Annotated in this window: 10 protein-coding genes; 9 read left to right on the top strand and 1 reads right to left on the bottom strand. The window is 35.0% G+C overall.

Annotation, left to right across the window (positions count from 1 at the left end; genetic code table 11):
• Positions 1 to 453: 453 nt before the first annotated feature.
• From L6Q46_RS05655 to L6Q46_RS05675, 5 genes are all read left to right on the top strand, one after another.
• Positions 454 to 1443, top strand: coding sequence for a hypothetical protein (locus L6Q46_RS05655; RefSeq protein ID WP_291283488.1), 990 nt, complete (start codon positions 454 to 456; stop codon positions 1441 to 1443).
• Complete coding sequence (locus L6Q46_RS05660; protein WP_291283489.1) at positions 1406 to 2344, top strand: S-4TM family putative pore-forming effector; 939 nt, start codon at positions 1406 to 1408, stop codon at positions 2342 to 2344. Before L6Q46_RS05655 ends, L6Q46_RS05660 begins: the two co-directional genes overlap by 38 nt.
• Positions 2345 to 2526: 182 nt before the next feature.
• Positions 2527 to 5136, top strand: a complete 2610-nt coding sequence (locus tag L6Q46_RS05665; RefSeq protein ID WP_291283490.1) for a DEAD/DEAH box helicase family protein — start codon at positions 2527 to 2529, stop codon at positions 5134 to 5136.
• Positions 5136 to 7226, top strand: coding sequence for a site-specific DNA-methyltransferase (locus L6Q46_RS05670; RefSeq protein ID WP_291283491.1), 2091 nt, complete (start codon positions 5136 to 5138; stop codon positions 7224 to 7226). Before L6Q46_RS05665 ends, L6Q46_RS05670 begins: the two co-directional genes overlap by 1 nt.
• A gap of 15 nt (positions 7227 to 7241) precedes the next feature.
• Complete coding sequence (locus L6Q46_RS05675; RefSeq protein WP_291283492.1) at positions 7242 to 8942, top strand: AAA family ATPase; 1701 nt, start codon at positions 7242 to 7244, stop codon at positions 8940 to 8942.
• Positions 8943 to 9395: 453 nt separating this feature from the next.
• Here the strand turns inward: L6Q46_RS05675 and L6Q46_RS05680 are convergent, their stop codons facing one another.
• Positions 9396 to 10190: an rRNA adenine N(6)-methyltransferase family protein gene (locus tag L6Q46_RS05680; protein WP_291283493.1), complete on the bottom strand. Its 795-nt coding sequence runs from the start codon at positions 10188 to 10190 to the stop codon at positions 9396 to 9398.
• 109 nt (positions 10191 to 10299) lie between these two features.
• Here L6Q46_RS05680 and L6Q46_RS05685 point away from each other — a divergent pair, with 109 nt between their 5' ends.
• The 4 genes from L6Q46_RS05685 to L6Q46_RS05700 all read left to right on the top strand — a co-directional run.
• A complete protein-coding gene (locus L6Q46_RS05685; RefSeq protein WP_291283494.1) occupies positions 10300 to 11595 on the top strand; it encodes an IS256 family transposase in 1296 nt (431 codons plus the stop codon).
• Positions 11596 to 12900: 1305 nt separating this feature from the next.
• On the top strand, positions 12901 to 14622 hold the full coding sequence (locus tag L6Q46_RS05690; protein ID WP_291283495.1) for an AAA family ATPase: 1722 nt from the start codon (positions 12901 to 12903) through the stop codon (positions 14620 to 14622).
• Positions 14623 to 14625: 3 nt separating this feature from the next.
• Complete coding sequence (locus L6Q46_RS05695; protein WP_291283496.1) at positions 14626 to 16221, top strand: site-specific DNA-methyltransferase; 1596 nt, start codon at positions 14626 to 14628, stop codon at positions 16219 to 16221.
• 2 nt (positions 16222 to 16223) lie between these two features.
• On the top strand, positions 16224 to 16726 hold a 503-nt coding region (locus tag L6Q46_RS05700), incomplete at its 3' end, for a DEAD/DEAH box helicase family protein (protein ID WP_291283497.1).

Below are 16726 nucleotides of genomic sequence, written 5' to 3' on the forward strand. Positions count from 1 at the left end.
ATTGGCGGGAACATCACACAACAGCGTGTAGCCGGTTCGGGCGGAGTACCGCCCTCTCCCAAATTGCCTTCGCTACGCTACGGCAACTTCGGCTACACGCGGAACGTTATAGCCAATGGTAGGACGACCGTTCCAAAGACGACAGACCGACCTAAAATTTAAACATTAAAGCAAAGACAAACCATTTTGACAGGTGACCAACATACAGACCAAATTCAAACGGGACAGCGAGTAAACCGACACTCAAGCCGACCCGAAGTTTTTTATTTTTTTTCCCACCGCACTTTTTTAAAAACAATTTTAGCCAGCCGCACAAGTGGCACATTTGGTTTTGCCCCGACACACAAAGCCAGCCCTTCGGCAAAACCAAAAGAGCCACTTTTTAGCCAACGCACCGACAGAAATCGTACTTTTGTGAACTTGACTTTTGAACTTAAAAACAAGAAATAGAGAATGGCAAAAACAGTTAATGAAGCTTTTAATAAATTTAATACTGACACGGTTAACCTCGACCCTGACAGAACAAAAGTTGCACGCAGTAGCCGTGACTGGTTAATTGGACAGCTTATTTCGTTGCCCGAAAAAGCGGAAGACTTCCCAAAGCTTTATGAAAATATGCACATAAAGTTTGGTTCTTTTGCGAGAAACACAAAAATACGTCCATTAGACGACATTGATTTGATACTTACTTTTTCCGGTGAAGGTGCTACCTATAATACAGTTACATACGGACAAAATTACATTTTAACTGTACCTGAATCGGCAAAACTTTTAAGAAAACTTTGTAACGATGATGGGACACTTAACTCAATAAAATTAGTAAACAAAATCGTGTCGTCCTTAAACAAAATTGAACAATACAAGAGTGCTGATAAACATAGAAAACAAGAAGCCGCGACTTTAAACTTGAATTCATATGAATGGGTTTTTGATATTGTTCCTGCGTTTTACACAGACACAAAATATTATATTATACCCGATGGTCAAGGAGGTTGGAAAGCAACAGACCCTAATATTGACCAAGACCGAGTCTCAACGATTAACAAAAAGTATGATGGTAAAGTACTTCAATTAATTAGGACTTTAAAGTTTTGGAATAATAGAGCTTCAATGACAACAATTCCGTCTTATTTATTTGAAAACCTTGTTTTAAATTTTACTGAATCTAAAGATACACTTAATGATTACATTGACATTAATCTGATAAATTTTTGGTATTACTTAAAAACAGCTATTTACAATGAGGTTAATGACCCAAAAGGATTTCAAGGGAATTTGAACACCTTGACTTATGCGGAAAAAGTTGGAATTTCAACAAAAGCAAATGACACATATACGAAAGGTTATGAAGCGTATAAAATTGAAACGGAAGAAAAGAACCAAAGTAAATCAATAAACAAATGGATTGAAATTTTTGGAGATAAATTCCCTAAGTATGAGTGAGGTTGGTAAACATATAATTCAAGAACAAGATTCTGAAGCAAGCATAAGATACTTAGCGGCACAGAAACAGCTATACATAAACGGAAAATCAACCTTTGCTTTCCAGGTAATTATTGCTGTTCCAATCCCAATTCTCATTTCAATTGTTACACCATTATTAAGTAAACCCGAACAAAGCATTATCTGGATTTTTGTCCTTTACAGCATTATAGCAACCTTTCTAGAGTTTTACTGCGAAGACAGAGCAATGAAATTGAAAAAATTGGCTGCTTCTATTCAGGAAAAATTCGATACTAATGTTTTATTGATTGGTTGGAACAAAACACTTTTACCAAGCAAGCCCGAAGATGGATTGATTTTACGCTATTACAACAAGCACATAAAAAAACACAAGGTTGACAAACTTTATGGCTGGTATTCAAACGAAGTTCTACCAGTTAATACAAATATTGCAACGCTTCTTTGTCAGCGAACTAATTGCAGTTATGATTTTACATTAAGGAAGCGATACGCCAAGACAATCTTACTTCTTGTCGCTTCAACCTTCATCATTTTATTAATTGCAGCAGGTCAAAACGAAATAACAGTTCAGACCTTCATTTCGAGTGTTTTATTCCCATCATTACCAGTTTTTGTTTTAGCATTCAAACAAATTTCCAGTAACAAAGAAGCAATTGAGAATTTAAAAGAGTTGAAAGACTTAATAGAAAATGAATTAGAGAATATTAAAATCAACGATACAATCAACACCCAATTGATAAGACAGATACAAGATAAAATTTACCTCAAAAGAATCAACAGCCCACTCTTGCCCGAATGGGCTTACAACTTTTTAAGGCAAAATTTAGAAGATGAAATGCACTTTTCAATGAAAGAAAAAGTAAAAGAACTAACGAAATAAAAGACAGCAATCAAATGGCAATCAAAAAATCAAGATTATCCAGTTTCATTTGCTCCAGCCGCAGAAGCCAACGCACCGACATAAATATTAACTTTGAAACGAAAGAAAATAAGTAAATGAAGTTATCAGACCCGTTTAAAATATTGACACCGAATGAAAGGTGGGCACCGACTCAAAGCCAAATGGACGCTTTTCAAAATGCCTATGAAAAGTTGTTACCTCCTTTAGTTTATAAAATCAGACTTGCAGTTGCCAAGTGGAGAGAAGAAGGCTATCAAGGTGCTTCGGAAACTTCAAAATCATTATTGAATTTTTGGTTTAATCAGGAACATCTAATCGGGCAGACAAAATTTAGTTTCTTCTTTTCGCAACGTGAAGCTATTGAATCAATTATTTACTTGTATGAAATAGCTAAGGCAAAGGACAAATACGAGTTAATGCGGTTTGACTCTTCTCAACGTGTCAGCACTGGTATGTTTGACGAAAACTGGACACGTTATGTTATTAAAATGGCGACTGGTGCAGGAAAGACAAAAGTAATGGGCTTGACTTTGGTTTGGTCTTACTTTCATAAACTCTACGAAGCAGACAGCACACTTTCAAAGGACTTTTTAGTAATTGCTCCGAACATTATTGTATTAAACCGTTTACGCAAGGACTTTGACGGACTTAAAATGTTTTTTGATGAACCGTTTTTTCCCGACAATGGCTATGACGACAAAGACTGGAAAAACGACTTTCAATTAACGCTTCATATTCAAGACGACTTAAAACCAATAACGGAATCAGGAAATATTTTCCTTTCAAATATTCACCGTGTTTTCTTTAACGAAGAACCTGAACAAAATTTTGAAACAACTTTTTTAGGCGTTAAACCAAAACCAGATGCAGACACTTCAAAAGGTTTAGACCTTGGTAAAGTAATGCGAAGCGACAAGATTAAAGATTTGGTTGTGTTGAATGATGAAGCTCATCACATACACGACAGTTCTCTAGCTTGGTTTAAAAGCATTGAGGACATTAGTAACAAATTGAAATTGAAAAACGGTAATGGAATAAGTCTGCAAGCAGACTATTCCGCTACTCCTAAACATAATAACGGTGCTATTTTCGTTCAGACAATTTGCGATTACCCTTTGGTTGAAGCTATCAAGCAAAATGTTGTAAAGTCGCCTGTATTACCTGACGAAGCTTCAAGACAAAAAATTCAGGAAAAAGATTCTTCTGACTTTGTAGAACGCTACCGAGATTATATTCACTTGGGTTATTTAGAATGGGAACAGCAATATGAAGAACTCAAAAATCATAAAACGCCTATTCTTTTCATTATGACAATGAGCACCAAAGAAGCAGACCAAGCGGCTGCGTTTTTGGAAAGCAATTATCCTTCAATGAAAAATTCAGTGCTGACCATTCACACCAACAATTCGGGTGAAATAAAAGAAACAGCAGCAAGCAAAAAAGACAAAGAAGAATTAGAAGTATTAAGAAAAGCAGCAGACGAAATAGACAAAGACCATTCGCCATACAAAGCCGTTGTTTCGGTTTTAATGCTTCGTGAAGGTTGGGATGTTAGAAATGTAACCACCATAGTTGGGCTTCGCCCATTTGGTGCTGATTCTAAAATCCTTCCCGAGCAAACAATTGGTAGAGGTTTGCGAAAAATGTTTTCGTTGGATATGCCTGAAAAATTAGTTGTGGTTGGAACACCAGCGTTTTTAGAATTTGTTGAGAGCCTGAAAACAGAAGGTGTAGAATTTCAATACAGCCCAATGGGCAAAGGTTCTAAAGGCAAATCCCCTGTAATTGTGGAAGTGGACAAAGAAAATCCAAACAAAGATTTAGATGCGTTGGATATTCCGATTCCGCAAATGAGTCCAAGAATTTATAGAGAGTTTAAAAACCTTGAATTTATTGATGTTAGCAAATTCAAAAACGAAAAAGTAATACAGAAAAAATTCAATAGCGATGAATTGAAAGAAATTGTTTTCAATGACATTGACGGAGATTTTTCACATAAAACAGTATTTAAAGACACAACACCCGATTACAGAAATGTAATTGGCTTTTTTACTTCTGCGATTTTAAAAGATAGCCGTTTGGTAAGTGGCTTCAATATTCTTTACCCAAAAGTGGAAAGCTTTATCAAATACCAACTCTTTACCAAAGAAGTGGAACTAAGCGACCCACAAACAATGAGAAACCTTTCAGAAATTCATCCAAAGGAAATTCTGAAAACTACTTTCAAAAAAGCAATTGACGAATTAACCATAACAGACAAAGGGACAGCAGAAGTAAAAAACTTTATTTCGCTAAAACTAACAAAACCAAAGGTTGCAGAAAACCAACCTTTCCTTGTTCCAAAAAAATCTGTTTTCAATAAAATCATTGGCGACAATCCTTTTGAATTGGAATTTTCTTCTTTCTGCGAAAGCAGATTCAATGATGTTGTTTCATTTGCAAAAAATACATTTGGTGAAGGTGGCGTAAACTTTAGCATTGAATACCAAAAAGAGAATGGAAATATCGCTTCGTTTTTTCCCGACTTTTTTATCAAAACATCACCAACAACATTTTATATTTTAGAAACCAAAGGGCGTGAAGATTTAGACGACATACGCAAAATACAACGCCTTGCCACTTGGTGCAAAGACATTAACACTGCACAGACGGAATACACCTATACGCCAGTGTATATTAAGCAAGAGAAATGGGAAGAAGTGAAGAATGATTTAAAGTCATTCAATGATGCAATCAAAATTTTTAAAGTAACTGAAAACAAAGAAGCGTAATGAATTTGAACGATACAGATAAAAACAGAATTATTGAATTGATTAAGGCAGGAGAAAAACTGCCTAAAGAATTTATCTATAAACTTTTTGCAGACGAAGAAGATGTATTTCTTTTTTGGAACGGAAGAAAAGAAGATACAACAAACATTGCCCTGCCTTTCCATAGCATTGAACATATTGACGAGCCAAGAAAAGAAAAAGACAAAGCGCAAGCCAGTATGTTTGAAACCGATTTTAGAGGCAGACAACTAAAAGGCTGGACAAATAAACTGATTTGGGGAGATAACAAACTTATTCTTTCATCCTTAGTTAACGGACCAATAAGAGAAGAAATTGAAAAGGAAGGTGGACTGAAATTAATTTACATTGACCCACCTTTTGCCGTTGGTGCAGACTTTGGCTTTGATATTCAAATTGGTGATGAAACAGCCGAAAAGAAACAAAGCATTATTGAAGAAATTGCCTACCGAGATACTTGGGGTAAAGGTATTTCATCTTACCTAAGTATGATGTATGAAAGATTGAAACTAATGCATAATTTGTTGGCAACTGATGGGAGTATTTATGTGCATTGCGATTGGAGAATGACTTCTTATTTGAGATTAATCCTCAATGATATTTTTGGCGAATCAAATTTCATTAATGAAATAGTGTGGTGTTATTCAATTGGTGGCAAAGGGAATACACGTTTTGGAAGGAAACACGATAATATTTTGTTTTATTCAAAATCAGATAAGTATATTTTCAATGGAAGTGATAAAGATGTTATTACTGAAAGAAAAGCTAATTCGCACATGAGGGCGAAAACTGATGAAGACGGTAGAGAATATCAAGAAAAAACAGATAGAAAATCAGGTAAAGTTTATCGCTATTATATTGATGAAGGAAAAATTCCAGAAGACTACTGGATTGATATTGAACAATTAAATAGAGAAGATTCAGAAAGGTTAGATTACCCAACTCAAAAACCTGAAAAACTACTCAGAAGAATTATTGCAGCTTCTTCTAATGAAGGCGATTTAATTGCTGATTTTTTCTGTGGTAGCGGTGCTACTGTTGCAGCTGCAGAAAAATTAGGACGAAAATGGATTACAACGGACTTAGGAAGATTTTCAGTTCACACAGCAAGAAAACGTTTAATCGGGGTTCAAAGAGAATTACAAGAAAGCGGAAAAGATTTTAGGGCTTTTGAATTGCTGAACCTTGGTAAATATGAACGCCAGTTTTTTATGGACGACCTTACCAATGGAAAACGAAAAGCCAAAGAAGATTTATATGTTGATTTAATTTTAGAAGCATACAAAGCTAAAAGAATTGAAGGTCACAGCACTTTACACGGAACCAAAGCAGGACGGTTTGTGAATGTTGGCCCATTAGATGTTCCGGTAACACAAAGTCGCTTGATGGATATTTTTGAAGAATGTAAACAGAAACTTTACACCCAAGTTGATGTGTTGGGCTTTGAATTTGAAATGGGCTTAACGCCACAATTCATTCAAGAACTTAAAGAGAAAGGCGTTTCAGTAACATTGAAATACATTCCAAAAGATGTATTTGATAAACGAGCCGTTGAAAAAGGGCAAGTGAAATTCTTTGATGTAGCTTATTTAAACACTAAAGAAAAAGTAAAAGGCAAAACCATTACTATTGAACTCACCGACTTTGTTACACACTACACCCAAGACGACATTGAGGAACTTCAACAATCAATGAGAGCAGGAAGTAAAGTTGTAATTGAAGACGGGCAGATTTTCAAAATTGAAAAAGACAAAAACGGAATTATTACCCGAACTGTTTTAACAAAAAACTGGTTCGACTGGATTGATTATTGGGCAATTGATTTTAATTACGAAGACAAAAAAGAAATCATCAAAGTAAAAAACGACAAAGGCGAAACAGAAGAAAAATGGAGTGGCAACTATTTGTTTGAAAACGAATGGCAAAGTTTCCGCACCAAGAAAACACCAACACTTGAATTTACAAGTATTGCCCACGAATACAAGAAAACAGGAAAATACAAAGTGATGGTAAAAGTGGTGGACATTTTAGGAATTGACACGAGTAAAATAATAGAAGTAAATATTAAATAAGATACAATAATGTTCTTGTCGCAACTAATAATTAACAACTATAAAAGTTTTCCGCCACAGGATAATCTTGTGAACTTCAATTCACGAAAGACTATTATTATTGGTAAAAACAATTCAGGCAAGAGCAATATTCTTTCAGTAATTGAATTTCTGCTAGGCAACAAAGACCCTCGATATGTTGGAATAAGTAAATCTGACTATTACGATAATACTAAACCTATTCGCCTTTCTGCATTCCTTTACTTTCAAGATGGGTCAGAAATATATAAACTAGATATTGCTAAAAAATATCAGGGCATTTTATATAAGGATTTCAAAACAAATTCATCTTCGGCTTTTATCGAGATACGATATTCAGATGTAGTTGAAACGGCTGTCGCTGCAACCGAAGAAGATACAGAAGAAGAAGTTTCGGAAAAAAAAGATTCAAAGTTTAAAATTTTAATAAATGGCAAGTATCCTTTACACCAAAAAATCAAAGAAGTCCGTTTAGGTCTTTGTAAAATTATAGGCGTAGATTCTTTGCGTAATGCCAAGGACGATTTAAGTGGCTCACGATGGACTGTTTATGGCCAACTTATGAAAACTGTTTTGGAAGATTCGGGAAGGTATAGCGAATTAAAAACTGCATTGAATAACTTAAATGGATTGGTTGAAGAAGTTTTAGGAAATCAGAAAGCAGAGATATTAAAAAATGCTAAAATTATTAGTTTCATAAATGACATAAAGTTTCAACTGACTAAAGACAACGAACCTTCTGAATTGCTCAGAAATTTAGAACTATATGTTAAAGACAAGGATAAGTTTATTCATATTGATGAAACTGGAACAGGAACGCAAAGTGCTTTAATTATTGGTATATTAGAAGTAGCGTTAAAATATAAGTCATCCAATGCACGAATATTTTTTATTGATGAACCTGAATTGTTTCTGCACCCTTTGGGCATTCGTTATTTAGGACAGCTCTTTAAGGAATTTATTGCAGACAACCTTTCACAAATAATCATTACTTCTCATTCATCTATCTTGCTATCAAGCTTTCATCCACGAGAAATTATAAGACTTGACAAGCCTTCTGATTTTACAGAAGTAAATCAATTGCCTTTTGACTATAAAGACATTGATAACAAACTTGCAAGACAAATAAATAGCGGTCTTTCATCGGAAATGTTTTTTGCTGACAAAGTTTTAATTGTTGAGGGAGAAACCGAACAAATAATATTTCCGAATTTGAGTTTCAGAAATCCTGCAACTCATTTTTACAAAAACAATATTGCCGTAGTTAATGCACAAGGTAAGGAATCAATAATAGGCATAATTAGAACACTTGAACTTTTAAAAATTAAATGGAAAGCAATCGTTGACGATGATTTTTTAGATATGAAAAAGACAATCGCTCCCGTTTGTAAACATTTGGCATTAAACCCAGACGAAGAAAAAGAAACCCTTAGACATCAGTTATTCGAAAGAGGATTTGCGATTTTGAAAGAAGGCGAAACAGAGAATCTAATACCAGAGAATGATTTAGTTGCAATGACTGGAAAATCAATAGAAGAAGTCAAACATTTAAAAGGTATAAGACCTAAACTTTCAGACACTTTTACAAATGAATTATTCGGAAAAAGTAAACCTGAAATTGCTTACGACATTATTGAATACTATATAAAGAAAGGAGCATCTCCATTTGACCCTTGGAATGAATGGACAATTACATAGCCAACGCAATTTACAAGCACAATTAAAAACCGCACAAGCCGACACACGACCAAAGTTTTTAATAGAGCTTGCAAAGCCGACCCAAAAGAAAAATTGTTTTTAAAAAATTTCCAACGCTTCAAAAAAATAAAAAACGCAACGCACAGCCGACACGACAATGATACAGAAACTCAATACTGACAATGGTTTGCAAGGACGAAGGACAATAACCACTGGCTATAACACGGGTTTGGCAAAAGTGGCGGTTCAGTGCATCTATGACAGTGTTGTGGGTAAAGAAACTTTAGTGCATTTAATAAACATTTGTGGTGAAAATCGCCACCTTCGCCAAGCCCGGAACCGTTGTGCGAAAGTGATGCGCCCTAGTTATTAATTTTACTGCGGGCGTCCTGCCCGCCGTTTATAAGCCATCAAGTATCTATGTTAGTAAAAAGGTAGAATACCATTAGCTGATTACATTTTTTGTTTTTCTATAAAATTTATATAACATCGAAACAAACACAGCCACTGTATGTAAAGAATTACGCCATCTTTAGAAATGGATGGTAATTCTGCTAATTTTAATACAGTAGCTATTTGTTTCTTTGTCAGTAAACTCTTTTTCTTAAAAAAACCATATTTAAAAGATTGTTCTATAAATTTTTTATATGCTCCAAACTCTGATTCTGCAATATCAGGGATATGTTTTCTATAAAAGTGAAGCAGTACGGAATCTTTAGAGGGTTTCGGATGGAAATCATCCCTTCTAAAATGAAATATTATATCAATTTCCCAATTCGGTTTTAGAAGTAATGATTTAATAGTTTCTTTTTTTATCCCCATAAATCTCTTTGCCGCTCCCTTTTCTACAATGAGCCACATTTCGTCAGGTGGATTAGGAGCTTTTGTTAATTTATCAATTAGCTGAGTTGTTATAGAAAAAGGGATGTTGGCAAAAACTTTATAACTGATTTTACGAGGCAATGAGTAATTTAAGAAATCCTCATTAATAAGTTTAATATTATTATATTTTTTCAATTTAATCATAGACTTATGATAAAGTACTTCGTCTATTTCGATTGAAAAAAGAAAATTACATTTTTGAGATAGCACACCTGTTAGATGTCCTTTTCCTGTTCCTATCTCAAGAACGGTATCACATTTTGTTATAGTGCTTAGAGAAACAATTTTCTCTATTAAACGTCTATTTGTTAAAAAATTTTGAGAAAAGATGTACTTGTTTTTATTGTTATGTTTACAATTAGGCAATGTATTTCCTCCTGCATTTATATTGGAGCATGTCCCTGTTTTAGTTGAAATTCATAGCGGTTACCCAAGATTAGTACTTGGATAAATAACAATCAAAGGAGTAACCACTATGAACTCAAAAAAAGTAAAAAAGACAAATGTTAAAGAGTCAAGACAAAAAGAATTCAATGAGATTTTATCTCTCTATGACTTCATTGCTCCGAGAAAAGAATTGAAGGAGCTTTACGAACAGGGAGTCAATGAATTTGTAAACGGTATAGCCCTGCTGGCGATCAAGGCAATGATAGATGCCGAAATAGAGAGCAAATGCGGCAAACCTTATGAGCGCTCGACATCCCACGCCTGTTATCGTCATGGCAAACAGAAGACTGGTTATGTTATTGTAAACGGACAAAAGATACAACTGGAAAAGCCGAGGATCGTAAAACGGGGAGGCTCGAAGAAAGAGGAGCCCCTTGAAATGTATAATAATTTTCAGAGAAATAGCATAATTGAGGCCAGTGTAATGGCGAAAATGCTGCATGGTGTATCTACCCGCAACTACAGAGCAGTCGCTGAAGCAATTCAGGATTCATATGGGATAGAAAAATCAAGCGTAAGCCGTCACTTTGTCAAGGCAAGCGCCCGGGCTCTCAAAGAGTTTGATGAGCGTCCAATTGACGGGTACTATCCTATAATTTTCATTGATGGATATGAAATTGGTGGGGACATGATGATTATTGCGTTGGGAGTCAATGAAAATGGCGTAAAAAAGGCCCTTTCGATGCGCCAGGGAGGAACAGAGAATGCCGGTATTATCAATTCCATGTTTGATGACATGGAAAACCGGGGATTGCAAAAGGAACGGCCTGTGCTGTTTGTGATTGACGGAGCGAAGGCCATTTATTCAGCCATAACAAAACGCTTCGATAATTGTTTTATTCAGCGATGCCGGGAGCATAAGAAACGCAACATCATAGATCATGCACCGGAAAAAATGAAAGTTGAAGTTGAACGCAGACTTAATGCGGCATATGCAGAACAAGACTATGAGAAAGCCCTTGCCCTGTTAAATTCATTTGCGAAATGGGCTGACAATATTAATCCTGACATGGGACGTAGTGTCCGCGAAGGCATGGAGGAAACTCTGACAGTTTTAAAACTTGGAGTTTCCCCCTATCTTTATAAGACAGTATACTCTACTAACCCGATAGAAAGCCTTAATAGCTCTCTTGAACGATTTGCTCACAGGGTTAAAAAATGGGGCAAGGGTGACATGAAGAAGAGATGGCTTGCTTCGGCAATACTGCAGAGTGAAGAGCGCATGCACCGTGTTAAAGGGTTCGTAGGGATAAGCTATCTTGTAAAGAACATGGAAAAAATACTTGAAGATCAAAAATTAAAAATTGACAGCAAGGCTGGTTAAAAGTATGAGATTTATACCGCTAAAGAATTTCCACTAACAGCGGGACAATTTCTTTATATTGCTCAAAAAACGAAATGGCAATAAAAATGCAGGCATCCCAATTAGGGGTAAACTTTGCCTGTGCAGCTATATAAAAAAATGAATACTAAATAAGATAAAACATTAATTCACAATAATGTACACATCATTCGCAAAAATGAGAGCAAATAAATAGCATAAGTTACCCATTGTTAGATAGGAGTTTGCAATTTTATTGCCCTTTCTATCTCCTGCGAATAGATGCCATTAAATAATACCTCCTCATTTTATTTAAGTATAGATTATGTTTAATGCTAAAAAAAAGTAGATTTTTTAATCAAACAAATAATACTTTATCAAAGGTTAAAAATTAATAAATACAATGTCAAGTTTTTTATATTATTATCCAGTTTGAGTTTAATGCATGATAGTCGTGGTGAATACTTAAAGCAGGATTATTTTGTTGAATAGTAAAATACATCCATGTATTTTACTGACTTTTTGATTAAGGGCGCATCACCTTCGCACAACAAAGCTTATGCGCTTCACTCCCTGGCGGTCGTTCGGGCTACGCCAAATCGCGGCTATAAGGCTGCCGCGACTTCGCATAAGCAAAACGTTGTGCGACATAGCAACAAAATTAGTATCGCCATCCGTGGCGATTAAAAGGCAAAAGCAAAAGAATTAAAGAAATAGAAATATATTTGTAATGTATAGCAACTTGATTTGTGTGAATGAAATTTAAAAAATGTGATTTACTTTTTTGAATCCAGGTAATATTTATAAATTCAGGAATTGTATTGAAAAGTTTTAAAAGCGTAAAAGGCATGAAGAGCTTGAAGTATTTAAAAGGCGTAAAAGATTTTAAAGAATTAAAAGCGTAAAAGACATGAAGAATTTGAAATGTTTAAAAGGCGTAAAGGCGTAAAAGAAGTAAAAGATTTAAAAAACAAAAAGACAAAGGCGACACATTTGAACTAAAAGGCATCGTGTCAGAAATTTGTTGCAAACTTTTCAGCGTCCATGCTTCAAAGTTTCTGAATGTATAGTAGTGTTGCTACGTCGCACAACACCGCTTATGTGCTCCACTCGCTGTCGCTCGTTCGGGCTACGCCACATCGCGGCAAAAGGCTGCCGCGACGTCACATAAGCAAACGTTAGATGAAAAACCGCGCCAGACTTTTGGTTGAAAAAATATAATATGGTTGATAAAATTATTTCTTAATCCCGCCCCCAAGACGCCCGCCGTCCGTGGCGGGCTAAAGAGAAGAAAAAGGAGTTCAGAAAATGAAAATCGAAAAAGTAATAATTCACAATATCAGATCGATTAAAGATGCGACTATAATATTAAATTCATTTTCTCTTCTTGTAGGTGAGAATAATGCCGGAAAAACAAATGTCATTACTGCTTTAAGACTTTTTTATGAAGAAAGCGGATTGAAATTTTCAAAGGAAAGAGATTTTCCAAAATTTACCACGGACGATAATGAATCATGGATCGATATTGAATATTCATTAACTGACGATGAAGCAACTACTTTAAAGGACGAGTATAAGATCACTCCAAACTCCTTTAAGGTTAGAAGGTTTTTTTTAACAGAAAACAAAGACTTGATTGGAAATATTTATGGTTATGAAAATAATACTTTATCCAGCACCAGTTTTTATGGCTGGAAAAATGTATCCTCAGCGAAATTGGGGACAGTAATCTATATACCTGAAATGAGCAAAACATCTGATAATATGAAATTGTCAGGCCCTTCTCCATTACGAGAAATAACAAATTTTGTATTTAAAAAGGCTGTATTAACCAGCACCGCTTACTCTGAGCTTGGAAAAGCTTTGGAGTCATTCAATGATGAATTTAAGCAGGAATCAACCACAGATGATTTTTCACTCAATGGCTTGGTAAATGATATCAATAATCAAATTTCAAATTGGGAAATATCGTTCGGATTTAAAATAGGTTCATTGAAACCCGAAGATATAGTTAAAAATCTTCTCAATCATTACATAACTGATAATAATCTTGGTCATAATCAAGTAGATATTGATAACTTAGGACAAGGCCTTCAACGGCACATTATCTACACCTTAATCAGACTTGCCTCAAAATATGTTGATAAAAAGGAACCGAAAAAAAAAGAGTTTTCTCCAGACTTTAACCTGATTCTTTTTGAAGAACCAGAAGCATTTCTGCACCCAACACAGCAGGAATTACTCAATTTAAGTTTGAAAGAGATTTCAACTGATAGTCAAGTTCTAATAACTACGCATTCAACCACGTTTGTAAGTAAAAACATTTCTGACTTGCCATCAATAATTAAAATTGCTAAAAAGGCAGGTTTTTCTGAAAACCGTCAATTAACAAAGATGCAAATTGATGAACTGGTAGCAGATAATACCGGTTTGTATTCCCATTTTTCAGCTTTGTTGATTGATGATAAAACATCACCAGAAATTAAAAAAGCAATAAAAGATCATAATCTTGGTCATTCAACACCGGATATGGATAGAAAACTTAAAGAGGAGGCCTTTCGTTATTCTCTATGGCTTGATTCCGAACGATCAAATTTGTTTTTCTCAAAGCATGTAATTTTATGCGAGGGTGCGACCGAAAAGGCTCTTTTTGACTATCTCCTGGATACAAAGTGGATTGATCTGAAAAAGCGGCAAATTTACATTTTTGATTCACTTGGAAAGTTCAATATTCATAAATTCATGAACCTTCTTGGAAGTCTTGGAATTCGTCATTCGGTTTTGTATGATGGAGATGCAGACAAAGCTTATCAGCAGATAGTGAATGACTATATTACACAAAAAATAACACCATTTACTATTAAAATTGACTCTTTTGATGTTGATTTAGAGAATTACCTGGGAGTTACATTGCCAAATAGAAATGACCAGAAACCCGTCAACGTTCTATTGGCATTAAATGAAGGTAAAATCACCGAAAGTAAGCTGTCTGAGCTTAAAACTAAATTTGAATCTTTAATACAGGAGTAACCCATGCCGACATTACAATTTAAAGGCAAGAATATAATTTGGAATCATCATCTTTCAATTCCTTACCATACCCTAGATGAAGTAGATAAGCTTAATTTTCATGAAGAGAAAAGTAATGGCAATCTCATTATCGAAGGCGACAACCTGCTGGCTTTAAAATCACTGCTTCCTCAATACGCAGGCAAAGTAAAATGTATATTTATCGACCCCCCGTACAATACCGGTAATGAACAATGGATATACAATGATAATGTAAATAATCCAATGTTAAAAGATTGGCTGGGTAAAGAAGTCGGTAAAGATGATTTAACTCGGCACGATAAATGGCTATGCATGATTGTCCCAAGATTAAAATTGTTAAGAGAATTGCTATCAGATGATGGCGCAATATTTATTACTATTGATGACAATGAACAACATTTTTTAAAACAAATAATGGATGAAATATTTGGTGATGAAAATTACTTAGGTACTATCATTTGGCAACACAGCGTTCAAGGTAAAGGGTACGAAGGAAAATTTTCTGTTCATCACAATTATATTATCTGTTATCAGAAGTATAATAATTTTACCCTTAACCTACTAGATAGGACTGATGAAGATAATACACATTACTCAAATCCAGATAACGACCCTAATGGTCTCTGGAGAAATGGTGATATTAGAAATGCTTTATATCGTCCAAATTTGATTTATGATATTAGTACTCCCTCAGGGAAAACGATTAATCCGCCAGAGAATGGTTGGCGTTTTTCTAAAGAAACAATGCAAGAAAAAATGAAACGAAAACAAGTTATATTTAATAAAGATGAAACCCGTTTAATATTTAAAATCTATCTTAAAGATCAAAAAGGTAGAGTTCCAGAAACTATTTGGTTTGCTAAAGACTCTGGTACAACACGCACAGCAAGTGAGTTATTAAAAGAACTATTCGATGGTAAATCACCTTTTGATACTCCTAAGCCAATAGAATTAATAAAGAAAATTATTACCTTAAGTTGTGATAATGGTTGCTTAATCCTCGATTCATTTGCAGGTTCCGGCACGACAATGCACGCTGTAATGGATTTGAATAAAGAAGACGAAGGCAACCGGAAATGTATTCTCATTCAAATGCCAGAAGCAACTGAATCAGATCCAACCAAAAATATCTGTAAAGATATAACTCGCGAACGGATAAAACGGGCAATTGATAAATATGGCTATGATACCGGTTTTAAATATCTTAAAGTCGGTATACCAATAGATGCAGAAACAATGCTTTCCGGAAATCTTCCAACTTACATGCAATTTGCCGATTATGTATATTACTTATGCACTGGTGAAAGCCTGAAAGACAAAAAAAGTATTGATGAGAAGAATTATTTTGTTGGAGAACACAGTAATAGTTTAATTTATCTCATCTACAAACAGAATTTTGATGAGCTGACCCGGATGGCGTTAAACCTCGTTGTTGCTGAAAAAATAATAGCAAATCATCCCAAAAAAAGAATCATTGTTTATGCTCCCGCTTGTTTCTTAGAAGAAGACTATATGAAAGAGAACAGCATTGAGTATGTTGGTATTCCTTATAATCTCTTTCAGAGATCGGAGGCTTAGCCGTGTTTCTGAAAAAATACCAGATTAAAGTTGTATCTGAGCTAAAAGCCTTTTATTCAAAAGCAAGGGAAACTAAGGATGCCTTTGATACTGCAAAAAAAGCATTACCTCCTGAAATGCGGCATACCTTGAACTGGGTACAAACCGCTTTTCAAAATACCGCAAAAGATTACAGAGACCGGCCTACAAATGGTTTTGGTGAATATTACCCCCGCTTTGTTATAAAAGTTCCGACAGGCGGAGGCAAAACGCTTCTTGCAGTAGAATCAATTCGGGAATATCAAAATATTTTTGCCCGTAAACGGACAGGACTTGTTTTGTGGATTGTTCCCAGCGAAACGATCTATTCACAAACAGTCGCAAAATTACGGGATAAGGCCAACCCATTACGTCAATTACTTGATCAGGCAAGCAGTAATAAAACACTCATTCTTGAAAAGGGACAAAGACTTGCGACTCACGATATTGAAGAAAACCTCGTAATACTTTTTGTTATGATTCAGTC

Source organism: Flavobacterium sp. (assembly GCF_023151265.1).
Classification (GTDB): Bacteria; Bacteroidota; Bacteroidia; order Flavobacteriales; family Flavobacteriaceae; genus Flavobacterium.